General features: G+C 67.4%; 15 protein-coding genes and 1 tRNA gene. 10 read left to right on the top strand and 6 right to left on the bottom strand.

The window, feature by feature from the left end; translation table 11 throughout:
• Positions 1 to 120 precede the first annotated feature (120 nt).
• From KMAL_RS11575 to KMAL_RS11550, 6 genes are all read left to right on the top strand, one after another.
• Positions 121 to 2,307: a peptidase domain-containing ABC transporter gene (locus tag KMAL_RS11575; RefSeq protein WP_239020103.1), complete on the top strand. Its 2,187-nt coding sequence runs from the start codon at positions 121 to 123 to the stop codon at positions 2,305 to 2,307.
• Positions 2,304 to 3,788, top strand: coding sequence for an HlyD family type I secretion periplasmic adaptor subunit (locus tag KMAL_RS11570; RefSeq protein ID WP_110095857.1), 1,485 nt, complete (start codon positions 2,304 to 2,306; stop codon positions 3,786 to 3,788). The genes KMAL_RS11575 and KMAL_RS11570 overlap by 4 nt, the downstream gene beginning before the upstream one ends.
• A gap of 12 nt (positions 3,789 to 3,800) precedes the next feature.
• Complete coding sequence (locus KMAL_RS11565) at positions 3,801 to 5,684, top strand: SEL1-like repeat protein (protein WP_110095856.1); 1,884 nt, start codon at positions 3,801 to 3,803, stop codon at positions 5,682 to 5,684.
• On the top strand, positions 5,671 to 8,703 hold the full coding sequence (locus tag KMAL_RS11560; RefSeq protein ID WP_239020102.1) for a glycosyltransferase: 3,033 nt from the start codon (positions 5,671 to 5,673) through the stop codon (positions 8,701 to 8,703). Before KMAL_RS11565 ends, KMAL_RS11560 begins: the two co-directional genes overlap by 14 nt.
• A gap of 142 nt (positions 8,704 to 8,845) precedes the next feature.
• Entirely contained in the window at positions 8,846 to 10,159 is a 1,314-nt protein-coding gene (locus KMAL_RS11555; RefSeq protein ID WP_167400064.1) for a hypothetical protein, read from the top strand.
• A 66-nt stretch (positions 10,160 to 10,225) separates the two neighbouring features.
• On the top strand, positions 10,226 to 11,485 hold the full coding sequence (locus KMAL_RS11550) for a glycosyltransferase (protein ID WP_110095854.1): 1,260 nt from the start codon (positions 10,226 to 10,228) through the stop codon (positions 11,483 to 11,485).
• A gap of 95 nt (positions 11,486 to 11,580) precedes the next feature.
• On the opposite strand, the gene ppa is transcribed toward KMAL_RS11550, so the two are convergent.
• A complete protein-coding gene (gene ppa, locus KMAL_RS11545; RefSeq protein WP_110095853.1) occupies positions 11,581 to 12,108 on the bottom strand; it encodes an inorganic diphosphatase in 528 nt (175 codons plus the stop codon).
• A gap of 271 nt (positions 12,109 to 12,379) precedes the next feature.
• On the opposite strand from ppa, the gene KMAL_RS11540 reads away from it, so the two are divergent.
• Positions 12,380 to 12,453: transfer RNA gene (locus tag KMAL_RS11540), tRNA-Ile, on the top strand.
• Positions 12,454 to 12,549: 96 nt separating this feature from the next.
• On the top strand, positions 12,550 to 14,229 hold the full coding sequence (gene ettA, locus KMAL_RS11535) for an energy-dependent translational throttle protein EttA (RefSeq protein WP_110095852.1): 1,680 nt from the start codon (positions 12,550 to 12,552) through the stop codon (positions 14,227 to 14,229).
• A 136-nt stretch (positions 14,230 to 14,365) separates the two neighbouring features.
• On the opposite strand, the gene KMAL_RS11530 is transcribed toward ettA, so the two are convergent.
• Complete coding sequence (locus tag KMAL_RS11530; RefSeq protein WP_180999810.1) at positions 14,366 to 14,692, bottom strand: BA14K family protein; 327 nt, start codon at positions 14,690 to 14,692, stop codon at positions 14,366 to 14,368.
• Between the two features lie 56 nt (positions 14,693 to 14,748).
• Positions 14,749 to 16,209 carry an exodeoxyribonuclease VII large subunit gene (gene xseA, locus KMAL_RS11525; RefSeq protein WP_110095851.1) on the bottom strand — a complete coding sequence of 487 codons (1,461 nt, stop codon included), beginning with the start codon at positions 16,207 to 16,209 and terminating at the stop codon, positions 14,749 to 14,751.
• Between the two features lie 64 nt (positions 16,210 to 16,273).
• Here xseA and purD point away from each other — a divergent pair, with 64 nt between their 5' ends.
• Positions 16,274 to 17,560 carry a phosphoribosylamine--glycine ligase gene (gene purD, locus KMAL_RS11520; protein WP_110095850.1) on the top strand — a complete coding sequence of 429 codons (1,287 nt, stop codon included), beginning with the start codon at positions 16,274 to 16,276 and terminating at the stop codon, positions 17,558 to 17,560.
• Between the two features lie 97 nt (positions 17,561 to 17,657).
• Positions 17,658 to 19,043 carry an MFS transporter gene (locus KMAL_RS11515; RefSeq protein WP_110095849.1) on the top strand — a complete coding sequence of 462 codons (1,386 nt, stop codon included), beginning with the start codon at positions 17,658 to 17,660 and terminating at the stop codon, positions 19,041 to 19,043.
• 9 nt (positions 19,044 to 19,052) lie between these two features.
• Here KMAL_RS11515 and KMAL_RS11510 read toward each other — a convergent pair whose 3' ends face one another.
• The 3 genes from KMAL_RS11510 to KMAL_RS11500 all read right to left on the bottom strand — a co-directional run bounded on the left by KMAL_RS11510 (position 19,053) and on the right by KMAL_RS11500 (position 23,573).
• Positions 19,053 to 19,559 (bottom strand): nucleoside deaminase, encoded by a 507-nt coding sequence (locus tag KMAL_RS11510; protein ID WP_180999809.1) that lies wholly within the window; start codon positions 19,557 to 19,559, stop codon positions 19,053 to 19,055.
• Positions 19,556 to 20,899, bottom strand: a complete 1,344-nt coding sequence (locus KMAL_RS11505; RefSeq protein WP_110095865.1) for a nucleobase:cation symporter-2 family protein — start codon at positions 20,897 to 20,899, stop codon at positions 19,556 to 19,558. The genes KMAL_RS11510 and KMAL_RS11505 overlap by 4 nt, the downstream gene beginning before the upstream one ends.
• A 244-nt stretch (positions 20,900 to 21,143) precedes the next feature.
• Positions 21,144 to 23,573 (bottom strand): TonB-dependent receptor, encoded by a 2,430-nt coding sequence (locus KMAL_RS11500; protein WP_239020101.1) that lies wholly within the window; start codon positions 23,571 to 23,573, stop codon positions 21,144 to 21,146.
• Positions 23,574 to 24,024: the final 451 nt, after the last annotated feature.

Here is a 24,024-nt window from a genome sequence, read left to right as displayed (position 1 = left end):
ACCTAGTTTGCAGGCTTCATTTGACGACAGCATTGCAAGCAGGGGATCGCCGTGGGCGCTCTGGACCCGAAGACAGATCCCGCCCTTCCCCCAGCGGAGGATGAACCCCACGCACCCGCCATGATACGGCTGCAGGCGGTGGTTCGGGCGGCCAGATTTCATGGGATCGACCTTGAGGCCCGCGACTACCGGGCCGAACCGGGGGAACAGGTTCCCTCCGTCGCGTCGCTGGCCCGCTGGCTGGAGGAAAACGGCCTGAACGCGCGCGGGATGCACCTGCAGTGGGCGACACTGGTGCAGATGCGCGACGTCCCGCCCATCGTGCTGATGTTCACCGACGGGTCGGCCGGCCTGATGGTCGGCGCGGACGCGGGCGACGGGGTCGTATGGCTGGTGGACCCGTTCGCCCCGGATGGCAGCGCGCCAGTCGCGGTGGACGGGCTGCGCATGGAGCAGGCCTGGACCGGCGATGTCCTGCTGGTGCGCGCGCACAGCGAGACACGCCAGGCCGAACCGCCGATCGACGCCACGTGGCTGGCGCATATGGTGCTGGGCGAACGCTCCCTGCTGCGCAACATCATCCTGGCGTCGATGGTCATCAGCGTCCTTGCGATCTTCCCGCCGCTGATCGTCATGCAGGTGATCGACCGGGTGGTGAACTACCACTCCATGGCGACGCTGATCTCCATCAGCGGGCTTGTCATCGTCATGAGCCTGTATGAAATCCTGCTCAGCTACGGGCGGCGGGAACTCACGCTGGTCATCAGCACGCGCCTTGACACGAAAATCTCGCTCGCGGTGTTCGACCGGCTGCTCGCGCTGCCGCTGGAATTCTTCGAACGCGCGCAGGCGGGCAACATCATCGGCCGCGTGTCCGCCATCTACAAGGTGCGGCAGTTCATGACCGGACGGCTGCTGACCACCTTCCTCGACCTCTTTACGCTGGTGGTGATCCTGCCGGTGCTGTTCTGGCTCAGCGCGACGCTGGCATGGATGACGGTCGCGGCGGCGGGGGCGATCGGGCTGGTGGTCGTGATCGGCATGACCCCGATGGGACGGCTGGTGGGGCGGCAGGTCAACGCCGAGATGGCGCGCAACGCCGTCATGTATGAAACCGTCTCGGGCATCCGCACCATCAAGACGCTGGCGCTGGAACCCAGCCGCCGCCGCCTGTGGGACGAACGCACCGCCGATGTCGTGCGCACGTCGCTGGCGTCGGGGCGGATGGGCAACTGGATCAACACGATGGTCACGCCGCTCGACCTGTTCATCAATCGCGGCATCATCCTGATCGGGGCGTACCTTGCCATTTCCTCCACCTCCACCGGGCTGGAGGCAGGCGCGCTGATGGCGTTCACCATGCTGGGCGGGCGCGTGGCGGCCCCGCTGGTGGGGATGGCGCGCCTGATCGACGACCTCAACGATGTCCGCGCCTCCCTGGCCGAGGCCGGGTCGGTGCTGAACCGCCCCACAGAAACGCAGGCCCTGACCACCGGCATGCGCCCGCCCATCCACGGGGCGCTGTCATTCGTCGATGTCTGCTTCACCTATCCCGGCGCCTCGTCGCCCGCGCTGTCGGACGTCACGTTCAACGTCCCGGCGGGCACGATGCTGGGCCTGGTGGGGCGCAGCGGGTCGGGCAAGTCCACGATCACGCGCCTGCTGCAGGGCGTCAGCCGCTCCTATACCGGCTACCTGCGGCTTGACGGGATCGACCTGCGCGAAATCAACCTGACCTACCTGCGGCGTTCGTGCGGGGTGGTGCTGCAGGACAATTTCCTGTTCCGCGGCACCATCCGCGACAACATCGTCGCAGGCCGCCCCGGCCTGACGATGGAGGCGGTGGTCCGCGCCGCCCGCCTTGCCGGGGCGGAGGAGTTCATCGAACGCATGCCCGCAGGGTATGAGACATGGATCGAGGAAGGCTCCACCAACATCTCCGGCGGGCAGCGCCAGCGCCTCGCCATCGCGCGCGCGGTGATTTCCGACCCGCGCCTGATGATCCTTGACGAGGCGACCTCCGCCCTCGACCCCGAGAGCGAGGCGCTGGTCAACGCCAACCTGCAGCGCCTTGCGCGCGGGCGCACGATGGTCATCGTCTCGCACCGGCTGTCCTCTCTGGTGGACTGCGACCAGATCTGCGTGATGGACCAGGGACACGTGGTCGATATCGCCCCGCATGCGGTCCTGCTGCAACGCTGCGCGATCTACCGCACGCTGTGGCTCCAGCAGAACCGCCACCAGGCCGCCCCGTCGGACATGGCGGACGCGGACATGCTGCCCGACCTTCATGAACCCGAAGAATGAGCGAGCGCGACATGCCCCCCCATGATGCCGACGCCCCGGACGGGGCGCACGACACGAGCGGCGAGACCGCCCGCCCCCTCGCCCGCCTGCTGCCCGCCACCGATACCGCCACGGCGGCACTGCCGCCCGGCCTGCTGGAATTCTATTCCCCCAGCGCGGCCCTGATCGACATGCCGCCACAGGATGCGGCGCTGTACATCATCTGGGTGATCGGCGGCCTTGCGATCGCGGGACTGCTGGTGATGACGTTCCTGCCGCTGGACCGGGTGGTGACGACGAACGGGCGCCTGGTGGCGGCCGACGGCACCCTTGTCGTGCAGCCGCTCGAAACCTCGATCATCCGTTCGATCAACGTGCATGAGGGCGACATCGTCCACAAGGGCGACATCCTTGCGGAACTCGACCCCACGCTGAGCGACGCCGACGTGGAGAACATGCGCAAGCAGGCCGCGTCCTACCGCGCCGAAGTCGCGCGCCTGTCGGCGGAGGCGGCGGGACGCGACTATGCCCCGGACATGTCCGACCCCGCCTCGGTGCAGGAGGCGGCGGATTTCATGCGCCGCAGGTCGGAATACTCGGCCAAGGTCGCCAATTACGACCGCCAGGTGGCCGGCCTGCAGAGCGACCTGCAGGGATACGAGGCCAGCACGGCGATGTATGCCGCCCGCGCGAAGGTGGCGAGCGACGTGCGCGACATGCGCGAACGCCTGCAACGCGAACAGGTCGGCAGCCGCCTGTCCACCCTTGCCTCGCAGGACAGCCTGATGGAGGTCGTGCGCTCTCAGATCACCGCGCGCCACGATGCGGAGGCCACGCGCGCGCGGCTGGAGGCGATGAAGGCGCAGCGCGACGGCTATATCGGCAACTGGCAGGCAACGGTGTACCAGGACCTCAGCGTGGCGCAGCACCACCTTGCCGATGCCGACAGCAGCTATCGCAAGGCGATGCTGCATCACACGCTGGTGCAGATGCGCGCGCAAAGGGACGCCGTGGTGCTCAGCATCGCGCGGCTGTCCACGGGGTCGGTGCTGCAGGCGGCCTCCCCACTGATGACGCTGGTGCCGGTGGACGGGCGGCTGGAGGTGGAATCCGTGATGCGGGGGCTGGATGTCGGCTATGTCCGCACCGGCGACAGGGCGCTGCTGAAATTCGCGGCCTTCCCCTATACGCAGTATGGCGGGGCGGACGCGACGGTGCGCGTCATCAGCGCGGACTCCTTTGCCGGTGGCGGCACGAATGTCGCGGGCGGCATGACGGCGCAGGAAGGCGGCGCCGCCGACGCATCGGGCGACCCGCAGGCAGCCTATTACCGCGTGCGCCTTGCGATCGACCGCTACAGCCTGCATGGCGTGCCGCCCTTCTTCCGCCCGCAGCCCGGCATGCCGGTGGAGGCGGACATCCATGTCGGCCGGCGCACCATCATGCAGTACCTGCTCAACAAGCTGATCCCCGCGATGACCAATGGCATGCGTGAGCCCTGATCCGTCGGCACCATGAAGATCCCGCGCATTTTCGACCGGTTTTTCGCAGGCATCGCACCGGGCGCCGCCTATGAGCACGCCTGCCGCCTGCTGGAAGGCGGGGAGGCCGCGCGCGGCTTCGCCCTGCTGGGCCAGATGGCGCGCGATGGCATGCCACAGGCGCAGTTCCGCGTGGCGCAGGCCTATCTCGACGGTCTCGGCACCGCGCCGAGCGTGCCTGAAGGCGCGCGCTGGCTGCGGCGCGGGGCACAGGCCGGGCATGCGGAGTCCTGCTTTGCCTTCGGCATGCTGTTCCTGCTCGACATCGCGCACGACGACCCGGCGCGCGCCGTGCTGCCCGGTGGCGATGCGCCCCCCGTCCCCGGCCATGACCCGGTGGAAGCCATGCGCTGGATCGGGCGTGCCGCCGAACTCGGCCTGCCCGATGCGCAGGCGCTGTATGGCCACCTGCTGTCCCATGGCCCCGAGGACATGCGCGACCCCACGGCGGCGCAGCGCTGGAGCACCGCCGCGGCCGAGGCCGGGTGCGCGCAGGGATATCTGGGGCTGGGCCTCGCCCGGCTGCACACGGACGCGGCCGCCGCGATGGATGCCCTGCAGATGGCTGCGGACGAGGGGCTGGGCAGTGCATGCTACGTGCTGGGCATGCTGCATGAAACCGGGCAGGGCGGGACGGTTGACCTCGTGGCGGCGGCGCGGATGTACCAGCAGGCGGCGGAGCAGGATATCCGTCCCGCCTGCGCGCGCTATGGCATGGCGCTGCTGCGCGGGCGGGGGGTGGCGCGCGATGTCCTGCGCGCGGAGACATGGCTGCGCCGTGCCGCGCTGCAGGGCGACCGCGAGGCCGCGATCGTGGTCGGTGACCTGCATGCGCGCGGCATCGCGGACATGGCCAGCGACCAGGAGGCCCTGTCATGGTACCGCCGCGCGGCACAGGCGGGGCGCGCCGATGCCTGCCGCATGGTGGCGGTGATGTGCATGTCCGGCCGTGGCCTGCCCGCCCCCGACCCAGGCGCGGCGGCACGCTGGCTGCGCCGCGCCGTCGCATGTGGCGACGATGCGGCGACGGCGGACCTTGCCGCCGTGCTCGACACCATGACGGGCGACCCTGATCCCGACACCACGCGGGACAGCGATGCGGGCGGACATGAAGGGCGGGACGAACACCACGCCCTGATGGACGGTTTCGCGCGCGCGGCGGACGCGGGCGACCCGGTTGCCGCCTTCAATTACGCCAAATGCCTGCTGGAAGGGTTCGGCCATGCGCCCGACCCTGCGCGGGCCGCGCACTGGATGCTGCACGCGGCACGGGCCGGCGTGGTCAATGCACAATACTGGTACGGTCGCATGCTGCTCGGCGGGCAGGGCGTTGCGGCCGACCCGGTGGCCGCGCGCCACTGGATCGCACAGGCGGCGCGCGACGGCATGGCGGAGGCACAGGCTGCTGCCGCGCAGATGCACGTGACGGGACAGGGCGGCGCGCGCGACCATGGGGCGGCGCTGGCGCTGTACCACCAGGCCGCGCGGCAGGGACTGGCCGACGCCATGTTCTCGCTCGGCGCGATGTATGGCGGGGGGCATGACATCCCGGCCGACCGCACGCAGGCCCAGCACTGGTTCACGCAGGGCGCGCGCAGGGGACATGCACTCGCGCAGTTGATGCTCGGGCGTTACCTCGCGCGGGGGCTGGCGGGCACGACGGACCCGGCGCAGGCACGCACGTGGCTGCGGCGCGCGCACGCGCAGGGGGTGGCACAGGCGGCGCAGGACCTGGCGCGCCTGCCGGGGCTGTCCGCGCCAGAAGCCATGCCAGAAACCGCCCCGAATACCGCCCCGGATACCGCGACTACGCCGGACGGCCCCTCCGGCGCGGGGGCCGCACGTGCCACGCAGTGATGCCGCCGCAGCAAGTACGGCATACGATGGCGCTCCTCCCTCTCCTGATGACGGTGGCGATGCCCACGCCGCCCTGCGCCATGCCCAGTCACTGATCGCACAGGGGCAGGACGCCGCCGCCCAGCCCTGGCTGGACCGCGCATGGCGTCTGGCGCCACAGGATGCGGGCATCGGGTTCGCGCTGGCGGTCGGGCGGATGGGCATGGGCGATCACGCCGGCGTCGTGCGCCTGTTGCAGCCGATTCTGCGACGGCATGATTTCCGCGAGGGCTGGACCCTGCTGGCGCTGGCCCATATCGCCCTGTCACAATGGGAACAGGCCCGCACGGCCGTCGCGCATGTGCTGTCACGCCATGGGTTCGAGGCCGCCATCGGCACATGTGCCGCACGGGTCTGCGCCGCGCTGGGGCTGCCCGGATGGGTGGGCATGACCGGCGATGGCACGGTGCACTGGGGCGGACTACCGGATGGGGAGGCGCCCAGCCTGCGTGCGGGACAACGCAGGCTGCCCCCATGCCGGGGCCGGGGGGCGCCCACATCGCGCCGCCTTCCCCAGAACGCACGCCGCGCCGCACTGCTGGAGGCCACGGACGGCGAGGCGCGCCCCCTGCTCGGCAGCCCGCTGCGCCCGGCCGCCATCGGCCGCACCATTGGGGCAATCCGGATGGATCGCGGCGGGATCAGCGGCTGGGTCTGGCATCCGGCGGACCCGGCACATGCCCCGCGCCTCATGGTCCGCGATCAGGAAGGCCGCCTGCTGCTACCCCCTTTCGACGCCACGCGAAACGCCACACCCTGCCCCGGCCTGCCGCCACTGGCGCGGCCGCGTGCGGTGCGTATCGCGCGCGCCGCCCTGCCCGCCAGCGGCAGCATACATGTGCAGACCCGCGACGGCCGCGACCTTGCCGGCAGCCCGATCCTGCTGGGTCCCCTGCCCGCCCCGCAACGTGCGGGCACGACACGCGCCGGTGCGCGGCGTCCCCACATCCCGCGACACAGCGCGCGGGTGCATGTCATCATCCCGGTCCATGGCAGCCGCGACATGGCGCTGGCCTGTATCGACAGTGTCCTGAACGCCCCGCCGCAGCCAGCAGGCCCCTTCACGATGTCGGTCACCGTCGTCGATGACGCGACACCGGACGGACTGCTGCGCGCGGACCTCGACCTGCTGGCCGCGCGGGGGGCGATCACGCTGCTGCGCCATGCAGCCAACAGGGGATTCCCCCATGCCATCAATACCGGTCTGGCACAGGCCGGGGGGGAGGATGTCGTCCTCCTCAACAGCGATACGCTCGTCGCGCCGGGATGGCTCGATGAACTGGTGGCCGTGGCCTACGGGCGGGCGGATACCGGCACCGTCACCCCCTTTTCCAACGATGCCAGCATCCTGACATGGCCCGACCCGCAGGCAGCCGATGAAGACGTCCCGCCCCCCGACATACGGCAGGTACGCCTGCTGATGGAGGCGGCGCGCACCGCGAACGCGGGCCGGGCGGTGGACATTCCCACCGGCCATGGGTTCTGCATGTTCATCCGCCATGACTGCCTGAACGCCACCGGCCCCCTGCGCACCGACCTGTTCGCGCAGGGATATGGGGAGGAAAATGATTTCTGCATGCGCGCCACGCGACTGGGATGGCGGCATGTCGCCGCCCCCGGCGCATTTGTCGGCCATGTGGGCGGCGCGTCGTTCGGGGTTGCGCGACAGACGTTGATGCAGCGCAACCTGTGGCTGATCAATCGCCTCTACCCCGGATATGACGCCCTGATCCGCGACCATGTGGCGCGCGACCCGCTGGCCCCCGCGCGGCGGCGCATGGGGGTGGTGCTGTGGCGGCGGATGTCGCGCGCGCAGGGGTTTTCACGCGCGGTCGTGCTGGCCACGCACGCCATGCGCGGCGGGGTGGAGCGTGTCATTACCGACCGCGCGCGCATGTGGCGGGCGCGGGGCCTGCGCCCGCTGGTCCTGCGTCCCGCCCATGACCCCGCCCGCACTGGCCCGGGTTTCCGCATCGAGGCGGACAGCGACGGGATACAGGGACTGGCGATGCCGGTGCTGGAGTTCCGCTGGCCCGCAGAACGCGACGCGCTGCTGGCCTTCCTGCGGACCGAGGGCGTGCGCGGCGTCGAATGGCACCACGCGCTGGGCCATGGCGCGCGGCTGCGTGAACTGTGCGCGGCACTTGGTGTCCCGTATGAGATGTATGTGCATGATTATGCGGGGCTGTGCCCGCGCATCGTCATGGTCGGCCCGTCCGACCGCTATTGCGGGGAGCCGGACATCGCGGGCTGCACAAACTGCGTGGCGGCACTGGGCAGCCTGCTGGACCCGGACGAGGACGGCGATGGCAATGGCGGCATCGTCGCCATGCGCGACCGCTTCGGGCGCGACATGGCGGGCGCACGGCGGGTCATCGCGCCCTCGCACGATGTGGCGCGCAGGCTGGCGCGCCATTTCCCGGCGCAGGGCGTGCAGGTGCGCGCGCCGCACGATGACCGTCCCGCGCTGTCGCTGCCGATGCTGGTCGCGGCCACGCCCCTGCCGGCCCGGATGCCCCCCCTGCCGCCACGCCCGCGCACCGGGCGCGTGCGGGTGCTGGTCGTGGGCGCGATCGGGATGGAAAAGGGCTATGCCATCCTGCGCGATGCGGCGCGCGATGCACGGGCGCGGGACCTGCCGGTGGAATATGTCATCGCCGGATACAGCGCCAATGACGCGGAACTGCTGGCGACGGGGCATGTCTTCATCACCGGGCCTTACGACCATGACGAGGCCCTGGCCCTTGTCCGCGCGCAGCAGGCGGATATCGGCTTCGTGCCCTCCGTCTGTCCGGAGACATGGTGCTTCACGCTGGGGCTGGTCTGGCAGGCGGGGCTGGGGGCCGTGGGTTTCGACATCGGGGCGGTGGCCGAACGCATCCGCGCGACCGGGCGTGGCGTGACGCTGCCGCTGTCGATGGGCGTTCACCAATTGAACATGTTTTTCATGTCTTATGCCTCCCACACACCGTCGCCCTGAGCGGTGCGGCGTACCCGAACACGACACGCGACACAGCCAACAGGGGAAATCCGGCCTTGATCCGCAACCCGGCCCATGCCCGCCCTCCGACACGCCCTGCGCCGCACAGGTGCCCGCAGTCCCGTCACCAGGACGCCCATGCATGACGGGACAGCCTGAACGCATCCTCAATATTGGCGTGGCGGCGCAACTGATGCTGCTGGAACCGGGGACATTCTGCATCTTCCATGCCCCCGTCGCCGCGCCCCGCCGGGGCGGTCCTCTGGGTGGCCTGCCGGGTGTGCGCATCACCCCGTCCCCCACGGACCCGGACGGCGCGGTCATGATCCGTGGCCTTGATGAGGACGGGTGGCTTGGCCTTGACCGTGGCGCGGCCCTCGTCCGGGTGGAACAGCGGCCGACATGGATCATGGTCACGACCTATCACGATCCCGCCCATGACGACGTGCGGCCCAACCTTCAGGTGGCGCGGCTTTATGCCCCGGTGGCGAAACCTGCCGCCACGCCCGCCTTCCCGGCGCCCGCCACCACGATGAAACAGGCGGCGGCCCGCGCGCCCTCCCCCGTGCCCGGCACGGCCGACCCTGCAGCCGGGCATGAGAGCGGGATCATCGCCCATATCCAGCGGCGCGGGGACGTACAGGTCGCCTGTGACGCATGGATGGGCACGATCGGCAGCAAGGCGTGGATCGAAGGGTTCGCCATCCTGCCCGCCCCTCCCGTCGCGCCGGAGCAGATCGAATACCAGGCCGTACTGGGACAGGGATGGTTTTCCCCATGGGTGACGGGCGGCACCTATTGCGGCAGTCGTGGCATGGCGCTGCCGCTGCTGGGACTGCGGGTGCGCCTGACCGGCAAGGCGGCGGAAGAATTCACCTGCCGCGTCAGCGCCACTTTCGTCGATGGCAGCCGCGTCGGGCCGGTGGAAGACATCGCCGCCATGTCCGACGACCTGTCCGCGCTGGAGGCCTTCGTGATCGAGATCGCCCCGCGCGCGACACATGACGGGGACGATGGGAAGGACACGACAGGAACCGCGCCGCCGGACACCGACCCACCGCAGGAGAGGGAACTGCTCGACCTGCTGGATGACACGGCGCAGGAGAAACCCGCGCGCGCGCAGCCTGCCCGTGGCACGACACGCAGGAAAAAGGCAGTCCGGAAAGAGGCGGTCAGGGAAAAAATCGCAGCCAAAGCGCCGCCTGCGGCCATCGCATCCCCCGGCACGGCATCCGTGCGCAAGCCCCCCGCAGGCAGCACCGCCAAGGCAGCCACGGCGAAATCCACACGCAGCAGGCCGGCGGGAAAAACCACAAAGGCGGCACCGGCGCAGAAGGCCGCCGCCCCTCCCCTTGCGCCGGAAGACATCCATCCCGGTCGTGGGCGCAAGGCCCCCGGCTCACGGGTGGCGCTGCTCAAGGCGCGCAGGAAGGCTGCGACACGGCGCCGGGACTGAGGGCGGCATCATGTCGCCATGTCCTGACCCGCATGCCCCGCCCCCAGCGGTTCGGGGGCATGGGCGGTGAAATACCTGTTCATCCACCAGAATTTCCCCGGGCAGTTCGTACACCTGCTGCGCCACCTGCATATGCAGGGCGGCAACGAGATTGTCTTCATCAGCGAGACCGGGGGCGGCACGATGCCGGGGGTGCGGCGCGTGGGATACCGCATGCCCCCGCCCGTGCCGGTGGGCGGGCCGCCACCGGTGGGCGAAATCGCCCATGCGATGGAACGCGCCGCACAGGTGGCGCAGGCGGCGCGGACATTGCGCGACCTCGGGTTCATGCCCGACATCATCATCGGCCATCACGGCTGGGGCGAACTGCTGGACCTTGGCGATGTGTATCCCGGCGTGCCGGTTCTGGGATATTACGAATTCTTCTATCACCCGATGGGGCTGGATGTCGGGTTCGACCCGGAATTCCCGTTCTCCCCGGCCTCCGCCCCCATGGTGCGCGCGCGCAATACGCTCAACCTCCAGGCGCTGGCGCAGCCGGGATGGGGACATTCCCCCACACGTTTCCAGCGCGACACCTATCCCGACTGGGCGCGCCCGCGCATCACGCTGCTGCGTGAAGGGGTGGACCTTGCGCAGTGCCGGCCCGACCCCGCAGCCGCAAGCCGTACTTTCACGCTGGGGAATGTCCATATTTCCCCACACGAAAAACTGGTGACCTATGTCGCGCGCGACCTTGAACCCTATCGCGGGTTCCATGTCTTCATGCGCGCGCTGCCACGCATCCTGCGCGCCCGGCCGGATGTGCGGGTGATCGTGGTTGGCGGCGATGGCGTCAGCTATGGCACGCCGCCGCCACAGGGATGCTGGCGGGAACGGATGCTGGCGGAAGTCGGTGCGTGGATCGACCCTGCGCGGGTGCATTTCGTCGGCAGGCTGCCTTATGACAGGTTCCTTGATCTGCTGCGCCGCGCCGATGCGCATGTCTACCTGACATACCCGTTCGTGCTGTCATGGTCCCTGCGCGAGGCGATGGCCTGCGGATGCGCGATTGTCGGCAGTGACACGGCACCCGTGCGCGAATTCCTGCACGACGGGAAAACCGCGCGCCTCGTGCCGTTCCTGCAACCGCAGCGCATCGCGGACGGGGTGCTGGAACTGCTGGAGGATCGCGACCTGTCACGAAGGCTGCGCAAAAAGGTCCGGGCGCAGGCGGTGCGCACGCTGGACATGAGCGATTACATGGCCCGCTACATGGCGCTGGTGGCGCGCCTGACGGGCAGGTCGGCAGGCCCCGCTGACGCGGCACGCGCCGTGATGGCCTGACCCCGGCACGCAACGGCAGGGCGCGGGGCGGTCATATAAAGGCAGGCATGGGGGCGGCATGGGACCGGCCGCGGCCCCGCCACCCCGCGATGGTGTTATTTCTTCTTCACGGCGGCGATGGAATCCATGATCGCCTTGCCGGCTTCTTCCTTGCCAGCCCAGCCGGACACCTTCACCCACTTGCCCTTTTCAAGGTCCTTGTAGCGGGTGAAGAAATGCTCGATCTCCTTCAGGGTGATCTCGGGCAGGTCCTCAAGCTTCTCGACCTTGGAATAGTACGGGTGCACCTTGTCGTGGGGGACGCATATGATCTTCTCGTCCTGGCCGCTTTCGTCTTCCATCTTCAGCATGCCGATGGGACGCGCGCGCACGACGCAACCCGGAACCACGGCGGCCGGCAGCAGCACCAGCGCGTCGGTCGGGTCGCCATCGGCGGCCAGCGTGTTGGGGATGAAGCCATACGCGGCGGGATACACCATGGGCGTGAACAGGATGCGGTCAACGACGATCGCGCCGCTGTCCTTGTCGACTTCGTACTTCACGCCCGATCCCTGCGGGATCTCGATGACCACGTTGATGTCGTTGGGCACGTCCTTGCCCGGGGAAATCTTGGATACGTCCACTTTATGGCTCCTGCCACGCAAAGGGTTGTTCTGTCATACTCAAATCCACATGCACGAACACGCGGGCGCGATGTCACGCTGTCGTGCATGTCCTGCCCATGCCCGATACAGTCAATCGCACCCCCCGGACATGAGCCAGATCATGGACGTTACACATATGTCATCTCCGCCGTGAGGGGGTCATGCGTGAAAAAAGATGTAAATTCGGCTTCACCGGCCCCTGTGGCATCTTGCAAAAAGGTCGCACATGCGCGAATCACTACCTGCCTGCGCGCCCGTAGCTCAATTGGTTAGAGCGGGCCGCTCATAACGGCTTGGTTGCGGGTTCAAGTCCTGCCGGGCGCAGGCCCTGTTGCATGAACGCGGCCCTTTGCCGTAGGGGCCCTCAACCATGTTCCTTGCACATTCCTGTATCCTTCAGCTTTCGGGAGCCTGACCGTCATGGCCGCCACGCAATATGTCTATGTGATGAAGGACCTGACCAAGGCGTACCCGGGTGGGCGCGAGGTCTTCAAGGGGATCACCCTGTCGTTCCTGCCCGGCGTCAAGATCGGCGTCCTTGGCGTCAACGGCGCGGGCAAGTCCACCTTGCTGAAAATCATGGCCGGCATCGAAAAGGAATTCGGTGGCGAGGCCTGGGCCGCCGAGGGTGCGACCATCGGCTACCTCGAGCAGGAGCCCAAGCTCGACGAGAACCTGACCGTGGGCGAGAACGTCGCCCAGGGCTTTGGCGAGCTGAAAAAGGCGGTGGACCGCTTCAACGAGATCTCCATGAAGTTCGCCGAACCCATGTCCGACGAGGAGATGAACACCCTGCTCGCCGAACAGGCGGAACTGCAGGAAGTCATCGACGCGGGCGACGGGTGGGAACTCGACCGCAAGCTGGAGATCGCGCTCGACGCGCTGCGCTGCCCCCCGGCCGACAGCCCGGTGGACAAGCTGTCGGGCGGTGAACGCCGTCGTGTCGCGCTGTGCCGCCTGCTGCTCGAGAAGCCCGACCTGCTGCTGCTTGACGAACCGACCAACCACCTTGATGCCGAAAGCGTCTCGTGGCTGGAAAAGACCCTGCGCGATTACGAGGGCACCGTCATGGTCATTACCCATGACCGGTACTTCCTCGACAACGTGACGAACTGGATCCTCGAACTCGAACGTGGCCGTGGCTACCCGTTCGAGGGCAACTACTCCTCGTGGCTGACGCAGAAGCGCAAGCGCCTCGCACAGGAGGAGAAAGAGGAAAGCGCCCGCCAGCGTGCCCTCGCGGCGGAGCAGGAATGGATCGGCTCCTCCCCCAAGGCGCGTCAGGCCAAGAGCAAGTCGCGTATCGCCCGGTATGAGGAAATGCTGGCGCAGAACAACGAAAAGGCAGGGGGTGTCGCGGACATCGTCATCCCGCCCGGCCCGCGCCTTGGCAGCACGGTGATCGAGGCCGAGGACCTGCGCAAGGGCTTTGGCAACCGCCTGCTGATCGACGACCTCAGCTTCAAGCTGCCGCCCGGTGGCATCGTCGGCGTGATCGGGCCGAACGGCGCGGGCAAGTCCACGCTGTTCAAGATGATCATGGGCCTTGAGAAGCCCGACAGCGGCGAACTGAAGATCGGGGATACCGTCAAGCTCGGCTACGTGGACCAGTCGCGCTTCAGCCTCGATGACAACAAGACCGTGTGGGAGGAAATCTCCGGCGGGACGGACGTCATCTACCTTGGCAAGCGCGCGGTGCCGTCGCGTGCCTATGTCGGCGCCTTCAACTTCAAGGGGCCGGACCAGCAGAAGAAGGTCGGCGTCCTGTCGGGCGGTGAGCGCAACCGCGTCCACCTGGCCAAGATGCTGCGCCAGGAAAGCAACGTCATCCTGCTTGACGAACCGACCAACGACCTCGACGTCGATACGCTGCGCGCGCTCGAAGAGGCGCTGGCCGAATTCGCGGGCTGCGCGGTCATCATCAGCCATGACCGCTGGTTCCTCGACCGCCTTGCGACGCACATCCTCGCCTTCGAGGGGGACAGCCACGTCGAATGGTTCGAAGGCAACTTCCAGGCTTATGAAGAAGACAAGCGCCGTCGCCTTGGCCCGGATGCGACCGAACCGGGCCGTATCAAATACCGCCCGATCGAACGCTGATCACGCGCCCCGCTCTCCCGTTACGGGGCGGGGCTCCTCCGGTTTCCATGGGGCTTTGCCCCATACCCCACCAAAGGGCATTGCCCTTTGGAAACCATCACTTTCCAAGCAGGTCAGGATGCAGGGAGCGCGCTCCCTACCGGCAGACATGGCGGTTGCCATCCGCCCCGATATAGGTCCCCGTCTGCGGATCGAAACACGCATTGGCGGCGCAACTGCTGCGTTCAGGGGTGATGTCGGGATGGATCGTCGCGCCGATGGCGTTGGCCTCCCGCGCCGCATGACCACACAGCGGCGTATCCGCCGGGGCGGACGGGTCGTTCACCAGCACGGGAGCCGCCGCGCCTGTCGCGGCGACGGGCGGGGGTGAGGCAACGGGTGCCGCGCGATGATGCGGCGCGCAGGCGGACAGGCCCGACGCCATGCCCCCCAGCAACGCCGCCGCCAGTGCCACACGCGACATTCCGCGCCGTTTCATGTTCACGCCCTGCCTTGCCACTGCATGTTGTCCCTTCATTGTCACAGGTCCAGCCGTCCCTGCTGGCTCTGGGTATCACGTTCGGTCCGCGCCGCGACCTCCCCATCGGCAAAGGTCATGATGACCTGCGACCCGGCCTTCACCTCCGCCGCAAGCGTCAGCGGATGGCCCGCACGGTCGCGCACCAGCACATAACCCCGCTCCAGCACCGCGCGCGGCGACAGGGACTCCAGCCGTCCGCCTTCCCCCTGCACGCGCGCGCGCTGCTCACGCAGCAGCGCCAGCAGGGCGGGCGCCGACGGGCGCAGCGATGCCACCCGGTTGCGACGGTCGCGCAGGTAATGCGGCAGGGCACGCACCAGCCCGGCCGAGGCCAGCGTCAGGCCCGAGCGTTTGAGCGCGATGATCGTGCCCGGCGTGGGCAGCCGGTCGCACGCCGCCTGCAGGCGCGCGCGCCGCCGCTCCAGCAGCGCCGGCAGCGCCATGTCGAGTCGATGCCCCCGGTCATCAAGGCGCATGCGGGCCGTCGCCAGCAGCGATGGCAGGTCCGGCAGCCCCGCCGCCGCCCTTTCCAGCCGCGCGCGCGACAGTTGCAGCATGCGTTCCAGCCCGTTCGACAGCCGCGCCATGCGATGCGCAAGGTCCGCCTCCAGTTCCGCCCGGACGGGCACGGCCATTTCCGCCGCTGCCGTGGGGGTGGGCGCGCGCCGGTCGGACACGAAATCGATCAGCGTCGTATCCGTCTCGTGCCCCACGGCGGAGATGAGCGGAATCCTGCACGCCGCCACCGCGCGCAGCACGGTTTCGTCGTTGAAGGCCATCAGGTCCTCCAGCGACCCGCCACCCCGCGCCACGATCAGCACATCGGGCCGGGGCAGCCCTGAACGCCCATCAATGCGGTCGAACTCGGCCACCGCCTCCGCAATGCGTTCGGCCGCGCCTTCGCCCTGCACTGGCACGGGCCAGACCAGCAGGTCGCGCGGGAAACGCCGGGCGATGGTGGTGCGGATGTCATGCAGCACCGCCCCCTGCGCGGAGGTCACGACACCGATGACACGCGGCAGGAAGGGCAGTCGCCGCTTGCGCTGCGCATCGAACAGCCCCTCCTGCGCAAGGCGCAGGCGCAGCTTCTCGATCCGGGCCAGCAGCGCGCCCTCGCCCGCATATTCCAGCCGGTCGATCACCAGTTGGTAGGAAGAACGTTCGCCATAGGCGGAAATCTTGCCCGTGGCGATGACCTCCACGCCGTTTTCCGGCTTCAGCCCCAGGCGCGCGACACTGCCGCGCCAGACGACGGAAGACAGCTTTCCCTTCTCGTCCTTGAGGGAAAAATACAGGTGGCCGGAGGAATATCGCTTGAATTCCGTAATCTCGCCGCGCACACGGATACGGCCAAACGTGCCTTCAAGCGTGCTTTTGATCGCGCCCGATATTTCGGATACGGAATATTCCGCGATGTTGGTGGCGCCCTGCGCGCCAGAGGGATGGCTGGGTTCATGCATGACCCGAAGGTATGATACAGACGCGCGTCCCGAAAGGGCGGATTGCAAACAGGAGAATTGATTCATGCGGGTGCTGCTGGTCGGATCGGGGGGGCGTGAACATGCCATGGCGGCGGCGATCGCGCGTTCGCCCCTGCTGGAGGCGCTGTTCATCGCGCCGGGCAACCCCGGCACGGCCGCGCTGGGCACCAATTGCGCCGTGCGGGCCGATGACGTGGCGGGCCTGATCAAACTTGCGCGCGATGAACGCATCGACCTTGTGGTGCCAGGGCCGGAGGCCCCGCTGGTGGCTGGACTGGCCGATGCCTGCGCGCAGGCCGGAATCGCGTGCGCCGGGCCGTCGCGCGCGGCGGCCGAGCTTGAGGGCAGCAAGACCTTCACCAAGGAAGTCTGCGACGCGGCGGCCATCCCCACCGCGCGCTGGGCACGCTTCGACAACGCCGCTGACGCGCTGGCGCATGTACGCGCCACCGGCGCGCCGATCGTGGTCAAGGCCGACGGCCTTGCGGCGGGCAAGGGCGTGATCGTCGCCCAGAGCGTGGAGGAAGCCGAAACCGCCATCCGCGACCTGATGACCGACGCCACGATGGGCGATGCCGGGCGCACGGTGGTGATCGAGGAGTGTCTGGTCGGCGACGAGGTCTCGCTCTTCGCCTTCTGCGCGGGGGAAGAGGCCGTGCTGATCGGCGCGGCGCAGGACCACAAGCGCATCGGTGATGGCGATACCGGCCCCAATACCGGCGGCATGGGCGCGGTTTCCCCCCCCGCCGGGTTCGATGCGGCGCGGCAGGAAGCCGCCCTCGATACGATGGTGCGCCCCATGCTGCGCGAGATGGCGCGACGCGGCACGCCGTTCCGCGGCATCATCTTCGCAGGCCTGATGCTGACGCCCGAGGGCGAGAAGCTGATCGAATATAACGTCCGCCTTGGCGATCCGGAGGCGCAGGCCCTGCTGATCCGGCTGCAAAGCGACCTGCTCGCCGCCCTTGCCGCCGTGGCGAAGGGCGACCTGGCGGGCACGGACATCCGCTTTTCCAACCAGGCCTCCATCAGCGTGGTCATGGCCGCGCGCGGCTATCCCGGAAAGCCCGTAACCGGCGGCGTAATCGCAGGCATCGAGGACGCGGAAAAGCTGCCGGGCGTGCAGGTGTTCCAGGCAGGCACGAAGCTGAACGCGAACGGCGAACTGGTCGCGGCCGGTGGGCGTGTGCTGGCGGTCTGCGCCACGGGCGACACGCTGGCGCAGGCGCGTGATCGGGCCTATGCCGGGGTGGGCGCGATCCGCTGGGATGACGCGATCTGGCGTCACGATATCGGCGCGCGCGCGCTGGAACGCGCCACGCGCGCCTGACGCCCTTCCGTCCGCCCCACGGGCCCGCGACGGGGCCCGTGCCCCATTTCCCCGCGCACGGCCCCGCCGCCGCAGTGCGCGCAAGACAGCGAATGCCATGCCCCGCGACACCAGGATACTGACCGAAGGAGAGGGCCTGCACGGCGCGGCCCGGATACAGGCGATGTGCGCGGTTGCGCTGTCGGTCCTGCTGGCGCTGCTGGATTACGCCATCGCCAACGTGGCGCTGCCGACGATCGGGGCGGACCTGCATGTATCGGCCGCGTCGGCGGTGTGGATCATCAACTCCTACCAGTTGGCCAGCGTCATCGCCCTGCTGCCCACGGCAGCACTCGGCGCGCGGATCGGTTTCGGGCGACTGTGCCAGATCGGGCTGGTGCTGTTCATCGTCTCCTCCCTGTTCTGCGGGATTTCACATTCGCTGCTGGCGCTGTCGCTGGCGCGCGCGGTGCAGGGCGTGGGCGGCGCGTGCATCATGAGCGTCAGCATCGCGCTGATCCGCTTCATCTACCCCCACGCCATCATCGGGCGCGGCATTGCGCTCAATGGCGTGATGGTGGCCCTTGGCGTTGGCGCGGGGCCGACGGTGGCGTCCGTCATCCTGTCGGTCGCCACATGGCCGTGGCTGTTTTTCATCAACATCCCGCTCGGTCTGGCCGCTCTGGTGCTGGCGCTGATGTCCCTGCCGCGCACGCCGCTGCAGCACGGGGCCTTTGACGGGCTGAGCGCCCTGTTCAACGCGCTGGCGTTCGGCGCGCTCATCATGGCAGGCGATTCCATCGCACACCATGCCAGCGCCGTGCAGGTCTGCGCCTTCGCCATCACCGGCATCGTGGCGGCCGTGCTGCTGGTGCAGCGGCAGAAGGGGCGCGCCCATCCGATGTTCCCGATCGACATGCTGCAGGTCCCGGCATTCCGCACCGGCGTCAGCATCGGGTTCCTGGCCTTCGTCTCCTCCAACCTGTTCATGGTGTCCTTCCCCTTCACGGTGCAGAACCTGTTCCATGCCTCGCCCTCGATGGTCGGGCTGATGATCACGCCGTGGCCGGTGGGGATCATGCTTGTCGCCCCGGTCATCAGCCGGCTGAGCGACCGGGTCCCGGCGACGATCCTGTCCTCCGTGGGGCTGTTCACCACGTCGATGGGCTTCCTCGCGCTCTACCTGCTGCCACAGGCGCCGCACTGGTATGACATCGTCTGGCGCGTCGGGCTGGCGGGCATGGGGTTTGGCATCTTCCAGCCGCCCAACAACCGCATCATGATGGTCACGGCCCCCGCCGGGCGCTCCGGCAGCGCGAGCGGCATGGTCCAGGTCTCGCGCCAGTGCGGGCAGGCGACCGGGGCGATGCTCGTGGCAATGACGTTCGGGCTGATCGCGACAAGGCCGTCGATGCGCTGCCTTGAATTCGCGTCCATCATCGCCTTCCTCGGCATGCTGCTCAGCGCATCAAGGCTGTTTTCGGACAGGCACGGCCAGGCCTGATTTTTCCCGTCAGGGGGCAGTACGGGTCCAGAACCCGTCATGCGCGACGGCGGCCTCGTCCTCCAGCGCGGGGCCAATGACCTCGACCTCGCGCTGCCCGCAGGCGAAAACCGTGCGGCATGGCAGGGAAAAGGTCGGGTTTTCGGGATGGTCCCCCGTCAGCGCCAGCAGCCGCCGTTCCGACAGGGCATAGACCACGCGCCCGATCCCGCCCCAGTATATCGCCCCCGCGCACATGCAGCATGGTTCCGCACTGCTGTAGAGCGTGCAGCCCGCCAGCGCGTCGGGGCCAAGCAGGCGTGCGGCCTGCGCCACGGCGACCAGTTCGGCATGACGGGTGGGATCGCCATGCGGCGGCAGCGAATCATTGATGGCCCGCGTGACGACCTGGCTGGACGCATCCGCCACCAGCGCACCGAACGGATGGCGTCCCTGCGCGCGCGACTGCGCGGAAAGCGCGATCGCCTCACGCAGCAGCACAAGGTCACATGCGGACAGGGAAATTGGCATGGTCATGGTGCCTGCCGCGCCCGAGCGGGATCGAGTTCCTCCTCCAGCGTGGGGATCTTCTCCCCGATCAGCAGGTTGAGCACCACCGCCGAAGACACGCACAGGAACACCCCGTTGCCAAGGAACAGCCGCGCCAGACCGCTGGTATGGGCAAACAGGGTGGGGCACGCCATCGGCAGCATGCCCAGCCCCATGGACACCGCCGCGATCATGCCGTTGCGCGTGCCGTCAAAGCGCACATGCGACAGTTCGCGGATCCCGCCCATCGCCGTCATGCCGAACATCACCAGCGCGCATCCTCCCAGGACCGGCGCGGGCATGGCCGCGATCACCGCGCCAAGCTTCGGAAACAGGCCCAGCACGATCAGCACCACCCCCGCCGCCGCAACGACAAAGCGGCTGCGGATATTGGTCATCGCGATCAGGCCGGTATTCTGCGTAAACGCGTTGTAGGGAAAACTGTTGAACACACCGCCCAGCATGGTCGACAGGCCGTCCGCGCGGAATGCCGCAATCAGCGTCTCCTCGTCCGTGGGACGTTCGACAAGGCGCCCGACCGCGATGCAGTTGCCCGTCGTTTCCGCCAGGATCACCAGCATCGTCAGCGTCATGATCACCACCGGCACAAGGTGGAAAGTCGGCACGCCAAACGCCATGGGCATGCTGAGCGCGAACCACGGCGCATCATGCACCGCCTGGAAATGCCCCATGCCACAGGCCAGCGCAATGAGGCTGCCGACAATCAGGCCCAGCAGCACGCTGATGTTGGAGACAAAGCCCGACCCCATCGCATAGACCGCAAGCGTGACCGCCATCGTCACCCCGCCCAGCAGAAGGTTCGGGGTCGCGCCGAAGGCCGCATCCGACGGCGTCCCGCCCCCCAGCCATACGCCCGCCACCGGGATCAGCGTCAGGCCGATGACCGTCAGCAGGCAGCCGATCGCCACCGGCGGGAAAAACCGCATCAGCCGTCCAAGTGCCGGGGCCAGCACCAGCGTGCATCCCCCCGCCCCGATGATCGCGCCGAAGATGGCGCTGGTCCCGTACGCCTGCCCGATCATGAGCATGGAAGCCAGCGTCACGAAGGACGATCCCTGCACGATCGGCAGGCGGGAGCCGATTTTCCCGATCCCCACCGTCTGGATGATCGTGGCGACCCCTGACGTCATCAGGCCGGAATTGATCAGGGTGATCGTCTGCCCCATGTCCATGCCCAGCGTCGCGGCGAAGATGAGGGGCACGGCCACGGTGCCCGAATACATGACCAGCGCATGCTGGAGCCCGAACGTGAACAGCATGCCAGGCGGGAGGACTTCATCAACCGGATCGGGTCTGCTGTGCTGCATGGTGGTCGTTGCCTTCGGCGTCACGATAAAAGGCCGTTGCGGGACAGCCTGCTGATAAAAACAAAAGTTTTTGGCGAAGATTTTTTCAAAAAGCTTCGAAAGACACTGCCTTTTTTGATCAAAGGGCAGCACCCGAAAACTTTTCATGATTCACGGCATGTCTCATCTGGCATGGCCATGCGCCCCCACGTCCGGGCCGGGACACACGAAAGGCCCGCCGGTGGATACCGGCGGGCCACCGCCCTCAGAACGAGGTGGAGATCGTGCCCGTCATGGTAAAGCGCGGCTCCACCATGAAGGAGTTGCCATTCGCGCTGCGGCCGCCGGCAGCCCCGTAATAGACGTTGTAGCCCCCCTGGTTCCCCGCGGAGTAGATCGCCCCCATCGCGCCGGTGCGCACGACCGACCCCGTCAGGTTGGTGAAGTTCAGGCGGAAGGTGGGCGACTTGGCATACATGAACGGCTTGAAGCGATAACCAAGCGACAGCGTGTCGGTGACATAGCCGGGAATGCGCTCGCTGTTGTCGAGCGCCACCGACTGCGGGCCGGTGTAATGGACGCTCGCATTGGCGAAGAAGCCCTTGTATTTGTAGGTCAGGCCAAAATTGGCCATGACATGCGGCGCCATGATCGCCTGCTGGCCCTTGGCGCGGATCAGGTTCCCGTTGCCATCCGTGACGTTGGAATCCTGCGTCGCATGCAGGTACTCGAACGAGGCATAGGGGCTGAACCCGTAATATGACCGCCCCGCCACCATGACGTCAAAGCCACGCATGGTCTGGTTCCCGCCCTCGATCGGGGCATACTGGTTCGCGCCGATATAGGTGTCGAGGATACGGTTCGTCACGTTGTAGTTGAACAGCGCAAGGTCAACCATCACGTATTTGTCGTGATAGCGGTAGCCCAGCTCTTCCTTGATGGAATACTGGTTCTTGAGCATCTTGTTCCCTGGCGTGGTCCAGCCAAGGTCCACGGCGCTGGGTTCGCGGTAATCGCCTTCGGCGTTCACATAGACCTGGTGATGGTCATTGAACTGGTAGCCGATCGACAGCTGCGGCAGCGGTTCGGTCGTATTCGCCTCGCTGCGTGCGCCGGTATAGTTGGAACTGTGGTTCATCCACTGCTTGTTCCACGCATTGGACATCACGAACTTGAAGCCCGCATGGATCGTCAGGCGGTCATTGAAATACTTCGCCGTGTCCTGCACGAACAGCGAATGCAGTTCATACCCCGCCGTCTGCCCGAACACGGAGTTGCCGTTGATCTGGTACTGCGCCCAGTTGGGGCTGGGGTCCGCGCCATTGGCCATCGTGGTGCTGAGCGGATAGGACTGGATGGTCTGGGCGTTTTCATACCAGTACCCGACCGAGAAATGGTTGTGCGCGTCGATCTGGTAATTCAGCTTGGCCACCGCACCGACCTGCCGCACCTCGTTCTGGAGGAAGTAATTGGTCAGGTTCTGGTTGGTCGCAAGCTGCCCGTTATTGTAATAGGCCACCGAGGGGCCAAACAGCGTGTTGTACGACCCGTCAGACGCCGTCGTCCCACCGGGAGAGCCGTCCCATCCCTGCCCGAAGCTGAAATAGGGCTGCAGGTCGAGGGAGAAGCGCGACGGCAGCACCACATGGACCGGCGCGGTCAGGAAGATCTGGTTCCAGTGGTCGTTGTTGTTCTTCCAGTAATTGTCGCTGGAAGGGTCGGAATTGCGGCCATATCCGACACCGGTATGCTTGTAATTGTAGAACGCCGTGGCATCGGGATAGGAATCGATCGTGAAATCCTCGGAATTCCACGACAGGAACAGCCGCGCCGTCGATCCGTTCTGCCAGTCCTTCTGCAACCCGAAATCGATATGCTTGCGCTGGTTGATGCCCGACCCCATCCATGACCGCGCGTGCGAGTTGGAGAAGGAGAAGAAGCTGCGCACGCCCGTATTGCCGATATCACCGGATTCAAGGCGGATGAATTCGCGCGACAGGTTGTTCGTGCCATACGAAAAATCCGTCATGCCGCCGAACTTGTGCGACGCGGTGTGCGAACGTTCGTTCATCACGCCACCCGCCGCCGACATGACCGGCAGGTCGGTGCCCGCGCTGCCCGGCGTGACCTCGACACTTTCGAGGTTTTCGGAATCGATGTTCTCCGCCAGGTATTTCGCCGCTGCCGCCGGTGCGCCATCAAGCATCAGCCCCATGTCGAGGTCGGTCAGGCCACGCACCTGAATCTGCCCGCCCTCCATGCCCGAGGAATCCGGGGTCGTGACATTCAGGCTCGGCAGGTTCTTGACGAGGTCAAGGCCCGTGCTGGTGGGACTGCGCATTTCGATATACTGCTTGCCCACGGTCTGCACCGCATGCGGCGCGGTTTCCAGACGCATCATGCCGCCCCCGCCATCGCGGGCGTCACGGGCACGCGAAACATGGATGACCTCTGGCGTGTCAGGCACATTCGCAGAATGCGCGGCGGCGGCCTGCGGCGCGGTGGACGACCCGGCGCGACTGACATGCGCGCTGGCCTGCGTGGTGGTGCCCCGATGCGTGACACGGTGCGCGGCAGGCGTCGTGGATGTCGCCGCATACGCCCGGCCCGTATGCCCCGCGATCACCAGGCCCGCGCCAACCAGGCATGACACCGCACCCAGTCGCGCGCGCAGGCCCATTACATTCTTTCCCATGATACCCCTGCCCCCTGTCGTGCGCATACGTAATGATCCGTCACCCATCACGATGCTTCCCCCCGGCGGAACACCCGTCCCGCATTGCATGGCACGCTCAGGTCAATCGCTGACAGCATGGTCACAGATGGCAGGGCAGTGCATTTCAGCGTGATGTTCATCAGTCCCCCCATATACCGTTACTTTCCCGATCCGGTACGACAGGACGACACCTCCCCCGAGGGCGCCCATCCGGATATCCGTCCAGCAGACATTTCCCCATGCCGCCCGCACTGCACGGGCACATGAAGGGATCAGAGATCCGCACGTCCTGTGTTGACCTAACAGCCTGTCGGGTTGGGGTACCCTGTGAAGAGGTGAAGTTGTAAGGTGGTGAGATGAGCAGCTTCATCCCGTTTGACCGGTCTCAGCCGTATCTTCTGCCGCCTGATCTGAAGTCGTGGCTTCCTGC

It is taken from the genome of Novacetimonas maltaceti (genome assembly GCF_002906255.1).
Lineage (GTDB): Bacteria > Pseudomonadota > Alphaproteobacteria > Acetobacterales > Acetobacteraceae > Novacetimonas > Novacetimonas maltaceti.
The sequence above is the reverse complement of the archived record's forward strand: the minus strand, read 5'-3'. Positions and strand labels throughout refer to the sequence as shown.